The sequence below is a fragment of the Burkholderia sp. ABCPW 11 genome, assembly GCF_001523445.1.
Lineage (GTDB): Bacteria > Pseudomonadota > Gammaproteobacteria > Burkholderiales > Burkholderiaceae > Burkholderia.
In genome coordinates this window covers 226,909-239,642 of the sequence record NZ_LOVM01000033.1, presented here as the reverse complement: position 1 = coordinate 239,642, position 12,734 = coordinate 226,909, and the positions used below count along the sequence as shown (strand labels likewise).

General features: G+C 69.4%; 9 protein-coding genes. All 9 read left to right on the top strand.

Annotation, left to right across the window (positions count from 1 at the left end; all coding sequences use genetic code 11):
* Positions 1–29 precede the first annotated feature (29 nt).
* Positions 30–1,463: an aldehyde dehydrogenase family protein gene (locus tag WS61_RS15730; protein ID WP_034205313.1), complete on the top strand. Its 1,434-nt coding sequence runs from the start codon at positions 30–32 to the stop codon at positions 1,461–1,463.
* A 238-nt stretch (positions 1,464–1,701) separates the two neighbouring features.
* On the top strand, positions 1,702–3,285 hold the full coding sequence (locus tag WS61_RS15725; protein ID WP_059501301.1) for a Na+/H+ antiporter: 1,584 nt from the start codon (positions 1,702–1,704) through the stop codon (positions 3,283–3,285).
* Between the two features lie 471 nt (positions 3,286–3,756).
* Positions 3,757–4,890 carry a hybrid sensor histidine kinase/response regulator gene (locus WS61_RS15720; RefSeq protein ID WP_059501299.1) on the top strand — a complete coding sequence of 378 codons (1,134 nt, stop codon included), beginning with the start codon at positions 3,757–3,759 and terminating at the stop codon, positions 4,888–4,890.
* Between the two features lie 124 nt (positions 4,891–5,014).
* Positions 5,015–6,691: a methyl-accepting chemotaxis protein gene (locus WS61_RS15715; RefSeq protein ID WP_059501297.1), complete on the top strand. Its 1,677-nt coding sequence runs from the start codon at positions 5,015–5,017 to the stop codon at positions 6,689–6,691.
* The gene (locus WS61_RS15710) at positions 6,688–7,200 is read left to right on the top strand and encodes a chemotaxis protein CheW (protein ID WP_059501295.1); all 513 of its coding nucleotides are present in this window, start codon (positions 6,688–6,690) and stop codon (positions 7,198–7,200) included. Before WS61_RS15715 ends, WS61_RS15710 begins: the two co-directional genes overlap by 4 nt.
* Positions 7,197–8,633: a protein-glutamate O-methyltransferase CheR gene (locus tag WS61_RS15705; protein ID WP_059501292.1), complete on the top strand. Its 1,437-nt coding sequence runs from the start codon at positions 7,197–7,199 to the stop codon at positions 8,631–8,633. The genes WS61_RS15710 and WS61_RS15705 overlap by 4 nt, the downstream gene beginning before the upstream one ends.
* Before the next feature lie 46 nt (positions 8,634–8,679).
* On the top strand, positions 8,680–9,390 hold the full coding sequence (locus WS61_RS15700) for a chemotaxis protein CheW (protein WP_059501291.1): 711 nt from the start codon (positions 8,680–8,682) through the stop codon (positions 9,388–9,390).
* Positions 9,387–11,696: a hybrid sensor histidine kinase/response regulator gene (locus WS61_RS15695; RefSeq protein ID WP_034205306.1), complete on the top strand. Its 2,310-nt coding sequence runs from the start codon at positions 9,387–9,389 to the stop codon at positions 11,694–11,696. Before WS61_RS15700 ends, WS61_RS15695 begins: the two co-directional genes overlap by 4 nt.
* Positions 11,693–12,712 carry a chemotaxis response regulator protein-glutamate methylesterase gene (locus WS61_RS15690; RefSeq protein WP_034205305.1) on the top strand — a complete coding sequence of 340 codons (1,020 nt, stop codon included), beginning with the start codon at positions 11,693–11,695 and terminating at the stop codon, positions 12,710–12,712. The genes WS61_RS15695 and WS61_RS15690 overlap by 4 nt, the downstream gene beginning before the upstream one ends.
* The last annotated feature ends 22 nt before the right edge of the window (positions 12,713–12,734 follow it).

Below are 12,734 nucleotides of genomic sequence, written 5' to 3'. Positions count from 1 at the left end.
ATGCCCCGTTCACAGGAAGGAGTCGTTCCATGTTGAAGGAAACGTATCCGTACTACCTCGCCAACGAAGCCGTCTACGCGAACACCGATCTGGAGGTGACCGACAAGTTCAGCGGCAAGGTCGCCACGCGCGTCGCGCTGGCCGACGCGAAGGCGATCGATGCGGCGATCGCCGCGGCCGTCGACGCCACGAAGCCGATGCGCGAGATGCCCGCCTACCGGCGGCAGGCCGTGCTCGATCATTGCGTCGCGCGGTTTCGCGAACGTTTCGACGAGCTGGCCGAGGCGCTGTGCATCGAGGCCGGCAAGCCGATCAACGATTCGAAGGGCGAAGTCACGCGGCTGATCGATACGTTCCGCGTCGCGTCCGAGGAATCGGTGCGCATCGACGGCGAGATCGTCAACCTCGAGATCTCCGCGCGTGCGCAGGGCTATACGGGCTACACGAAGCGCGTGCCGATCGGCCCGTGCTCGTTCATCTCGCCGTTCAACTTCCCGTTGAACCTCGCCGCGCACAAGGTCGCGCCCGCGCTCGCGGCCGGCTGTCCGTTCGTGCTGAAGCCGGCGAGCCGCACGCCGATCGGCGCGCTGATCATCGGCGAGGTGCTCGCGGAAACCGACCTGCCGAAGGGCGCGTTCTCGGTGCTGCCCGCGCATCGCGACGGCGCCGACCTGTTCACGACCGACGAGCGCTTCAAGCTGCTGTCGTTCACCGGTTCGCCTGCCGTCGGCTGGGCGCTGAAGGAGAAGGCCGGCAAGAAGAAAGTCGTGCTGGAGCTCGGCGGCAACGCGGCCGCGATCGTCGATGCCGACCAGCGCGAGCGGCTCGACTACGTGGTCGAGCGGCTCGCGTTCGGCGCGTACTACCAGTCGGGCCAGAGCTGCATCGGCGTGCAGCGGATCCTCGTGCATGCCGACCTTTACGACGCGTTGCGCGAGAAGCTGATCGCGAAGACGCGTTCGCTGAAGATGGGCGATCCGAAGGATCCGTCGACGTTCGTCGGCCCGATGATCTCCGAATCCGAGTCGCGCCGGCTGTCGGGCTGGATGGACGCGGCCGTCGCGGCGGGGGCGAAGATCGTCGCGGGCGGCAAGGTCGACGGCGCGATGTTCGAGGCGACGCTGCTGGAAAACGTCGGCCGCGAGCAGGACCTGTACCGGAAGGAGGCGTTCGGCCCGGTCGCGATCCTCGAGAAGTTCGACCGCTTCGACGACGCGCTGGCACGCGTGAACGACAGCGACTTCGGGCTGCAGGCCGGCGTGTTCACCGATTCGCTCACGCATGCGCAGCGCGCGTGGGACGAACTGGAGGTCGGCGGCGTCGTGATCAACGACGTGCCGTCGTTCCGCGTCGACAACATGCCGTACGGCGGCGTGAAGGATTCGGGCCTCGGCCGCGAAGGCGTCCGCTACGCGATCGAAGACATGACCGAGCCGCGGCTGATGGTGGTGCGGCGTCGGTAACGCGCGGCAGGCGGCGCGGCGCCGCGACGGCACGCGGGCGGGCGATCGGGCCGGCCCGCGTGCCGTTTTTCATGGCGGCGCGCGGGGCGGCACGGCGCCGCGCGTGTCGTCCGCGTACCCTGCGCGTTCGCCGGAAACAGGCTCGACTACGGGCGTCGCCTCGTGATGTAATCGCGCGAAACTGCCGACCGGGGTACGACGCCGGAACGCGCGAATTCATTCTTCACGAGGTCGATTCATGTCCCCCGTCTCGGCATTCAAGCTGGTTCTGTTGTCATTCCTCGCGATCGTCGCGCTCGAATGCATCGCCAAGCGGCTGCGGCTGCCGCCCGCGGCCGCGCTGCTGATCGGCGGCATCGGCATCGCGTTCATCCCCGGTCTGCCGCCGATCAACCTCGATCCGGAACTGGTGCTGCTGGTGTTCCTGCCGCCGCTGTTGATGGACGGTGCGTACTTCTCCGTGTGGGAAGAATTCAAGTGCAACGTCGGCGGCATTCTGATGCTGGCGATCGGCGCGGTCGTGTTCACGACGTTCGCGGTCGGCTTCGCCGTGCACTGGGTGGTGCCGGCGCTGCCGTGGGCCGCGTGCTTCGCGCTCGGCGCGATCGTGTCGCCGCCCGACGCGGTCGCCGCGAAGGCCGTGCTCGAACGCGTCGCGCTGCCGCGCCGGCTGATGGTGCTGCTCGAAGGCGAAAGCCTGCTGAACGACGCGGCCGGCCTCGTGCTGTTCCGCTTCGCGGTCGCGGCCGCGCTCACCGGCGCGTTCAGCCTCGAGCACGCGGTCGTGCGCTTCGCGGAGCTCGGGCTCGGCGGCGTGGTGGTCGGCTTCGTGATCGGCAAGCTCGTCGTGTGGTTCCTGAAGCTGCTCGATGACGACTACCTCGTGATCACCGTCGCGGTGATTGCCGGATGGATCGCGTACATCGCGGGCGAAATGGTCGAGGTGTCGGGCGTGATCGCGACGGTGACGGCCGGCATGATCGTCGGCTGGCATCAGCACGAGGTGTTCTCGGCGGCCGTGCGCACGCGCGGCACCGCGTTCTGGCAGGTCATCGTGTTCCTGCTCGAGGCGATGGTGTTCGTGCTGATCGGGCTGTCGCTGCGCGGCGCGATCCATCGGCTCGGCGGCTTCGAGCAGGTGCTCGGCACGATGGTGCCGCCCGTGCTCGCGGTGCTGGCGGCGGTGATCGTGTCGCGCTTCGTGTGGATCTATGCGGTCGAGGCGCTGAAGTGGCCGGTGCGCGGCCTCGCACGGCGCGGGCCGGCGCCCGACTGGAAGGCCGCGACGGTCATGAGCTGGGCCGGCATGCGCGGCGTGGTGACGCTGGCGATCGCGTTGTCGCTGCCCGAGGCGCTGCCCGGCCGCGACGTGATCCTGGTCGCATCGTTCGCGGTGATTCTCGTCACCGTGCTGCTGCAGGGCACGACGATCGGGCCGCTGATCCGGCTGCTGCGCATGCCGCAGCGCGACGAGCGTGCCGCGCACCACCTGAGCGAGCCGCAGACGTGGGCGTACGTCGAGGCCGCGCAACTCGCGGCGATCCAGCCGCTCGTGCGCGACGAGAACGGGGTCGTGATCCATCCGCGCCTGCTCGAGCAATACACGTATCGCGCCGAGCTGACCGAACGCACGAAGAACGAGCCCGCGTATCCGGCGGAAGTGCGCGCCGCGCACTACGACGTGGTGCTGGCCGCGATCCGGGCCGGGCGCGCCGAACTGTTGCGCCTGCACCGATCCGGGCGCATCCACGACGAGATGCTGCACACGCTCGAACGCGATCTCGACCTGCAGGAAGTGTCCGCGCAGCACGCGCGCGGCTAGGGCGGCCAGCTCACGCATCGCACGAGTCGGCGTTGTGCCGGCCCCGAAACGCGCGGGTCGAGCCACCCGTCGCGCGATTTTTCCCTCCCGTCCGCCGATTCGGTGCACCCGAATCCGGCCCTCAATATGACCGACTCCGAGCCTTGCAGCGCATGCAAACCTCGTCGTGGCGGTCACGCAAACGTTATCGTCTTTCGAATCCGGAAATGATCTGATTTATCTGTTTCCGTCTCTTTCTGCATATTTGGCAAAACTAAACCGGAAGGAGATAGATGCTGTGTTCTAATTTCATTTAGAATCAGCCGGTTATGTTTATTGAGAGAAAGAATGCAGAGGTAATACGGTCGTCGACGGGGAAACAAGCGGCGTCCGAAGCCCTGCAAGGCAGTGCCGACAGGCCAAATCGGCGAAATCAGGCGGGTTTTACAACTGCCAATATAAGATAGTGTCCAAGTCGGATAAACAACTCCTATGAAAGAATCGATTGGAGATTCGGCGTTTGAAACTGTATTTATGAAAGAATCGAGCAGTGATAATGCCTCGGATTGCCTCGAATCGGGGTTATCGGTCCTCCTCGTCGACGACCAGCCGTTCGTCGGCGAGGTGATCCGTCGCGCGTTGCGCAGCGAGCACGACATCGACCTGCACGTGTGCACCGACGCACATCGGGCGATGGCGGTCGCGCGCGACGTGAAGCCGACGGTCATCCTGCAGGATCTCGTGATGCCGGAGATCGACGGCCTCGATCTCGTGCGCGCGTGGCGCGCGGACGCCGGCACCGCACGCGTGCCGATCATCGTGCTGTCCGCGAAGGAGGAGCCGATCGTCAAGCGCGAGGCGTTCATCGCCGGCGCGAACGACTATCTGGTGAAGCTTCCCGACGCGATGGAGCTGACCGCGCGCATCCGCTATCACTCGAATTCGTACCTGATGTCGCGGCAGCGTGACGAGGCGCTCGATTTCCTGTCGCACGACATGCGCTCGCCGCAGACGTCGATCCTCGCGCTGCTCGACGTCTACCGGGCCGAACACGGCGACATGCCGGCGATCATGGAGCGCATCGCCGGCCACGCGCGGCGCGCGCTCGCGCTCGCCGACGGCTTCATCCACCTCACCCGCGCGCAGTCCGAGCGCCGCGCGCCCGAGGTCGTGAGTCTCAACGAGATCGTGCTCGACGCCGTCGACCAGCTGTGGGAGAAGGCGGCCGGGCTCGGCTGCCGGGTGATCGCGCACGTGCCCGATACCGAGTGCGTGACGATGGGCGACCGCATGATGCTGACGCGCGCGGTTGCGAACCTGATCGACAACGGGCTGAAGTACGGCCCGGCCGGGATGGACGTACATTGCACGCTGAGCGGCGACGACGGCGCCTGGCTGATCGGCGTCGAGGATGCCGGCGCCGGCATCGCGCCGGAACAGCGCACGGCCGCGACCGAGTCGTTCGTGCAGCTCGAATCCGCGCACGGCGCGGCGCGCAGCGGTTTCGGCCTCGGCCTCGCGTTCGTCCGCGCGACGGCGGCGCGGCATCGCGGCCAGATCCTGATGCGCAATACGGCGCGCGGCTTCATGGTCGCGCTTCGGCTGCCGGCGCAAGCGGAGCGGTGATTTCGCGGCGCGGCCTGCCGGCGCCGCGCCGCCCGCGAGACCCCGATGCGCTCGTGGCGCGCCACCCGGCGCGCAGGCGGGCGCGGATTTTTTCAACGCTGAATTTAGAAAGCCCATAACGAACATGGCCACCGTGACGCCCCGCACGACCAATGAAAGCCTGCATCCGACGATCGGCGCTGCCCGGCTGACGCTCGGCAATCGCATCCTGCTCAGCTTCGGCGTGCTGTTCGTGCTGATGCTGGTGACAGCCGGCGTGTCGTACGAGCGACTGCGCGCGATCAACGCCGAAGCCGTCAGCATCGAGCGCGACTCGCTGCCCGGCGTCTACCTCGCGTCGACGCTGCGCGGCTCGGTCAACGAATCGTTCACGCTGCTGCAGCAGGCGACCTTCGTCGATACCGAACCCGAAGCCGTGCAGCGCGATCTCGCCAGGATTCCCGACGTGCTGAAGGACATCGAATCGCTGTCGGTGGACTACCAGAACACGACGTTCCGCGACGACGACCGGCAGCGCTTCGCGGCGTTCCGCGGCGCCTACGATCACTACGTGCCGCTGCTGAACGAAGCGGTACGGAAGAGCCGCGCGTCGCGAGACGAAGCGGTCGCCGCCTACGCGAAGGTGCAGCCCGCGTGGACCGAGGTCGTGCGCAACGCGAACGTGCTGGTGCAGGAGAACCGCAAGTTCGCCGAGCAATCCGCGAAGCTGATCCGCGAATCGGTGCAGGATACCGAGATCGTGCTCGCGACCGCGCTGGCGTTCGTGCTGCTGTCCGCGCTCGGGCTCGGCTACGTGCTGTACCGTTCGGTCACCGTACCGATGGCGCGGCTCGTCGAAGTGCACGACGTGATGCGCACCGGCAACCTGACGCGTCGCCTCGACCTGCGCCGTCGCGACGAATTCGGCACGCTCGAGACGGGCTTCAACCGGATGGCCGACGAGTTGACCGAGCTGGTCGCGCGCGCGCAGCAGTCGTCGATGCAGGTGACGACGTCGGTGGCCGAGATCGCCGCGACGTCGCGCGAGCAGCAGGCCACCGCGAACGAGACCGCGGCGACGACCACCGAGATCGGCGCGACCTCGCGCGAGATCTTCGCGACGTCGCGCGACCTGCTGCGCACGATGAACGAGGTGGCCGGCGTGGCCGAGCAGTCGGCGACGCTCGCGGGCGTGAGCCAGAGCGGGCTCACGCGGATGGGCGAGACGATGCGCAGCGTGATGGACGCGGCCGGCTCGGTGAACGCGAAGCTCGCGATCCTCAACGAGAAGGCGCTGAACATCAACCAGGTGGTCGCGACGATCACCAAGGTGGCCGACCAGACCAACCTGCTGTCGCTGAACGCGGCGATCGAGGCCGAGAAGGCCGGCGAATACGGCCGCGGCTTCGCGGTCGTCGCAACCGAGATCCGCCGCCTGGCCGACCAGACGGCGGTGGCGACCTACGACATCGAGCAGACGGTGAAGGAGATCCAGTCGGCGGTGTCGGCGGGCGTGATGGGGATGGACAAGTTCTCCGAGGAAGTGCGCCGCGGGATGCTCGACGTGCAGCAGGTCGGCGGGCAGCTGTCGCAGATCATCGCCGAGGTGCAGACGCTCGCGCCGCGCTTCCAGATGGTCAACGAAGGGATGCAGACGCAGGCGAACGGCGCCGAGCAGATCACGCAGGCGCTGTCGCAACTGTCGGAGGCCGCGCAGCAGACGGCCGAGTCGCTGCGCCAGTCGTCGCAGGCGATCGACGACCTGACGCTCGTCGCGAACCAGTTGCGCACCAGCGTGTCGCGCTTCAAGGTCGACGCGTGACGCGCGCCGATCCGCAGCACGGCGCCCATGCGCTGTTCCTGATGTTCGAGCTCGACGGCGAGCGTTATGCGCTCGACGCGGCCGGCATCGAAGAGGTGCTGCCGCTCGCCGTCACGAAGGCGGTGCCCGGCGCGCCCGACTGGATCGCCGGGCTGCTGATGCGCGGCGGCCAGCCGGTGCCGGTGATCGACGTGCCGATGCTGGCGCTCGGGCGGCGCGCGCAGGCGCTGCGCTCGACGCGGCTCGTGATGGTCCGCCATCGCGCCGGTCACGCCGATGGCGAGCGCACGATCGGCCTGATCGTCGAGCGTGCGACGCAGACGATGCGGATCGACCGCGCGGCGTTCCGCGCCAGCGGTGTCTCGACCGCGCGCACGCGCTGGCTCGGGCAGGTCGCGAACACGCCCGACGGCGTCGTGCAGCAGATCTCCGTGTCCGACCTGATCGACGACGTTGCCCGCCTGTATCTGTTCGACGGCCTGTCGGGCCACGGGGAGGAATCCGCATGAACGCGTCCGAATCGCGATTTCGCGGCTGGCTGCTGCGCGAGACCGGCATCGACCCCGATTCGCTCGGCAACGATTTCCTGATGCGGGCGCTGACGGATCGCGTGCATGCGTTGCAGGCGGACGGCGAACGCGTGCCGTCGGCGGCGCGGCCGACCGTGACGCCGGAAGCGCTCGACGCGTACTGGCAGCACCTCAACGCGTCGGCTGACGAACGGCGCGCGCTGATCGAGCTGTTCGTCGTCCCGGAGACGTGGTTCTTCCGCGACCGCGAAGCCTTCGCCACGCTCGCGCGGCAGGCCGCCGAACGGCTCGCCGCGATGCCGGGCCGCGTGATCCGCGTGCTGAGCGCGCCGTGCTCGACGGGCGAGGAGCCGTATTCGGCGGCGATGGCGTTGCTGGATGCGGGGCTCGAGCCGTCCAGCTTCGCGATCGACGCGATCGACCTGAGCGCGCGCGCGATCGAGCAGGCGCGGCTCGGCTGTTACGGACGCAATGCGTTTCGCGGGACGGCGACGGAGTTTCGTACGCGGTATTTCACGCCGACCCGCGACGGCTGGCTGCTCGACGAGCGCGTGCGCGCGTGCGTGCAGTTCAGTCACGCGAACCTCGTCGAACCGGTTGCCGACAACGGCATTCGCTACGACTTCGTGTTCTGCCGCAACGTGCTGATCTATTTCGACCGCGACGCGCAGGATCGCGTGATCCGCTCGCTCGACGCGCGTCTCGCCGACGACGGCATGCTGTTCGTCGGGCCGGCGGAGACGGGCGTCGCGATGCGGCACGGGATGCGCTCGGCGCGCGTGCCGCTGGCGTTCGCGTTTCATCGCGAGTCGGCCGGCGCGGCGGCGGCCGATGCATGCGCGGCCCGGCCGGCAGCGTCGCTGTCCGCGGCGGTGCCGTACCGGCGCGCGGAGCGCGTCACGGTCGCATCGCTCGCCGCGCTGCAGCCGGTGGCGGCCGTCGAGCCGCCCGCCTGGCTTGGCGACGTGCGTCAGCCGTTCGCGGCGGCGCCGGCCGTGCCGACGGCCGCAATCGACGCACGGGCCGAGCTTGCCGTGGCAACCGCCGTGGCGGCCGCGCCGGCCTACGACGGCATCGCGCCGACGATCGACGACGCGCCGACGCGGGAGGACGCGCCGACGCTGGAGGATGCACAGGCCCTGGCGAACGCGGGTGCGTTCGACGAGGCCGAGCGCGTGCTCGCGCAGTTCTCGGCGCGCGTCGGCCCGCATGCCGACGCGTTCTACCTGAACGGACTGATCGCGGATGCGCGCGGGCGCGCCGCGGAGGCGAGCGACTTCTACCGGAAGGCGCTGTACCTGCGCCCCACGCATCACGAGGCGCTGACGCATCTTGCGACGCTGCTCGACGTCGGCGGCGATCGTGCGGGCGCGCAATGGCTGCTCGAACGCGCCCGGCGTTCGGCCGGCTGACACGACGACGGGAATGGGACCGACACCGCGATGACCAGAGGAATTCATGAACCGCGCCGCCGCTGCCACTGACGACGCGACGCTCGACGTCGACGATTGCTGGAACCGGATCGGCACGCGCGGCGACCGCTCGTGCGAGCGGCTGAACGACTGCCTGCGCTGCCTGAACTGCCCGGTCTACGCCAGTCACGCGGCGAAGCTGCTCGAGCGTCCGCTCGACGTCGCCGAGATGACGGACGTCACGCGCCGGATGAGCGCGTTCGGCACCGCGCATGCGCGCGACGACGACGGCGATACGCGCCATGCGGCGCTCGCGTTCCGGGTGGCCGACGAATGGCTCGCGCTGCCGATCGGCGTGCTGCGCGAGATCGCCGGCACGCGCCCGATCCATTCCCTGCCGCATCGCCGCCATTCGGCCGTGCGCGGGGTGGTCAACATCCGCGGCACGCTGCGCATCGCGATCTCGATCGGTGCGCTGCTCGGCCTCGATGCCGGCAAGACCGGCAGCGGCAGTGGCGGCGACGGCCGTTTCACGCGGCTGCTGGTGGCCGCGCACCAGGGCGAACCGGTCGTGTTTCCGGTCGACGAAGTCGAGGGCGTGCTGCGCTTCGGCGCCTCCGACTGGGTGCCGGTGCCTGCCACGGTCGGGCGCGCGAGCGCCGGCCTGTCGCGCGGCGTGCTGTCGTGGCGCGGCAAGTCGGTGGGGCTGCTCGACGACGATCGTCTGTTCGACGCCGTGACACGGAGCATGCGATGAGCGGCGATGACGACCTGAGCCACCTGTCGCTGCTCGAGCTGTATCGCGAGGAGACGCGCACGCAGACCCAGGCGCTGTCGGAGCGGCTGCTCGCGCTCGAATCGGGCGAGCCCGATTCCGTCGCGCTCGAAGCGTGCATGCGCGCCGCGCATTCGCTGAAGGGCGCCGCGCGCATCGTCGGCGTGCCGCTCGGCGTCGAGATCGCCGGGCGGATGGAGGAATGCTTCGTCGCCGCGCAGGCCGGCACGATCGCGCTGACGGCCACGCACGTCGACGTGCTGCTGGCCGGTGTCGATTTGCTGGTGCGCGTCGGCGATCCGCAGGGGCAGCCCGTGTCCCAGACCGAGATCGACGGGTTCGCGGCGGCGCTGACAGGCGCCGACGGCGCGCAGACGATGCAGGCGCCGGCCGCCGTGCCGCCGCCGGTGCCGCCGTCGTTGGTGCCGTATCGCGAACACGACGGCGCCGCGAACGAGCCGGTCGGGGCAAGTGCCGCGGTGCCGCCGCTCGCCGTGTCGGGCACGGCGCCCGATCCGGTCCAGGCCGGCCGCGTGGCGGGCGCCGGTGCGATGCGCCGCGTGCGCGCCGATACGCTGAACCGGCTGTTGAGCCTGTCCGGCGAATCGCTGGTCGAATCGCGCTGGCTCAAGCCGTTCGCCGAATCGATGCTGCGCGTGAAGCGCGCGCAGCGCGACGCGGCCCGTTCGCTCGACCTGATGTACGAGCAGTACGCCGACGATCTCGACGCCGGCATGCTCGCGTCGATGAACGAAGTGCGGCACATGCTCAACGACCTGCAGCGCTCGCTCGCCGAGCGCATGGACGAATTCGACCGCTTCGAGCGGCGCAGCACGCATATCGCCGAGCAACTGTACGACGAGGCGCTGCAATGCCGGATGCGGCCGTTCGGCGACGCGACGCGCGCGTATCCGCGCATCGTCCGCGATCTCGCGCGCTCGCTCGGCAAGCAGGTGCGTTTCTCGATCGTCGGTGAAGGCACGCAGGTCGATCGCGACATCCTCGACCTGCTCGACGCGCCGCTCGGCCACCTGTTGCGCAACGCGATCGACCACGGCGTCGATTCGCCCGACGCGCGCCAGGCGCGCGGCAAGCCGGCCGAGGCGAGCGTCACGCTCGAGGCGCGCCACAGCGCCGGCTCGCTGCTCGTCAGCGTGATCGACGACGGGCCGGGCGTCGACATGGATGCGCTGCGCGCGGCCGTCGTGCGCCAGCGCCTGACCGACGACGAGACGGCCGCGCGGTTGTCCGATCCCGAACTGCTCGAATTCCTGCTGCTGCCGGGCTTCTCGATGCGCGATGCGGTGACCGACGTGTCGGGGCGCGGCGTCGGCCTCGACGCGGTGCAGGAGATGGTGCGCGGCGTGCGCGGCGCGGTGCGGATCTTCAACGAGCCGGGGGCCGGCATGCGCTTCGTGCTGCAGTTGCCGCTCACGCTGTCGGTGATCCGCAGCCTGCTCGTCGAGGTCGGCGGCGAGCCGTATGCGTTCCCGCTCGCGCATGTGCGACGCACGCTCGAACTCGCGCACGACGACATCGACGTGCTCGAAGGGCAGCCGCATTTTCCGTTCGACGGCCGGCGCGCGGGCCTCGTCGCCGCGCACCAGTTGCTCGACGCGGGCGAGCCCGATGTCGCGCGCGCCACCACCGCGGTGGTGGTCGTCGGCGGCGAACCCGAGCTGTACGGCGTCGCGGTCGACCGCTTCCTCGGCGAACGGATGCTCGTGGTGCAGCCGCTCGACAGCCGCCTGAACAAGATCCAGAACATCGCGGCCGGCGCATTGCTCGAGAACGGCGACCCGGTGCTGATCGTCGACGTCGAGGACCTGATCCGCTCGGTCGACAAGCTCGTGCGCGGCGGCCAGCTCGCGCGGCTCACGCGCGATCCGCAACTCGCGCTCGCCGACCGGCGTCGCCGCGTGCTCGTCGTCGACGATTCGCTGACGGTGCGCGAGCTCGAACGCAAGCTCCTGGAAAAGCGCGGCTACGACGTGACGGTGGCGGTCGACGGGATGGAGGGGTGGAACGCGGTGCGCAGCGATGCGTTCGATCTCGTCGTGACCGACGTCGACATGCCGCGCATGGACGGCATCGAACTCGTCACGCTGATCAAGAGCGACCCGATGCTCAAGCGCGTGCCGGTGATGATCGTGTCGTACAAGGATCGCGACGAGGATCGCCGGCGCGGGCTCGATGCCGGCGCCGATTACTATCTCGCGAAGAGCAGCTTCCACGACGAGGCGCTGCTCGATGCCGTGCACGACCTGATCGGGGACGCGCACCGATGAACATCGGCATCGTCAACGATCTGCCGCTGGCCGTGGAGGCGCTGCGCCGCGTGATCGCGCTGCGCGCGGACCATCGCGTGCTGTGGGTGGCGACCGATGGCGACGAGGCCGTGGATTTCTGCGTCGCGCATCCGCCCGACGTCGTCCTGATGGATCTCGTGATGCCGAAGGTAGACGGCGTCGCCGCGACGCGCCGGATCATGGCGCGCGCGCCGTGCGCGATCCTGATCGTGACGGCGAGCGTCAGCGCGAACACGTCGTCGGTGTACGAGGCGATGGGCGCGGGCGCGCTCGACGCGGTCGATACGCCGACGCTCGCGCTCGGGCTGTCGACCGATGCGTCGCCGCAGGCGCTGCTCGCGAAGATCGACCAGATCGGCCGGCTGCTCGAAAGCCGCACCGCGGCGCTCGTGCCGCCGGGGCCGGCGCCCGCGCGCGGACAGCCGACGCTCGTCGCGATCGGTGCGTCGGCGGGCGGGCCGACCGCGCTCACCGCGCTGCTGCGCGCGCTGCCGGCCGACTTTCCGGCCGCGATCGTGATCGTCCAGCACGTCGACCAGGCATTCGCGTACGGCATGGCCGAATGGCTCGACGGCTATACGCGGCTGCCGGTGCGCGTCGCACGACAGGGCAGTGTGCCGGAAGCGGGCGAGGTGCTGCTCGCGGCGACCAACGACCATCTGATGCTGTCGCCGCGCGGCGTGCTCGGCTATACGCGGCATCCGGCCGAAACGCCGTACCGGCCGTCGATCGACGTGTTTTTCAACAGTGTCGCGGACGGCTGGCAGGGCGATGCGCTGGGCGTGCTGCTGACGGGCATGGGACGCGACGGCGCGCTCGGCCTGAAGGCGATGCGCGCGAAGGGCTGCTATACGATCGCGCAGGACGAAGCGACCAGCGCCGTGTACGGGATGCCGAAGGCGGCTGCGGCGATCGGCGCGGCGTCGGCGATCCTGCCGCTCGAACAGATCGCGCCGCAGTTGATCGCGCGGATCGCGCTCGCGCCGCGCGACTGACGGCGCACCGGCCACGCGCCGT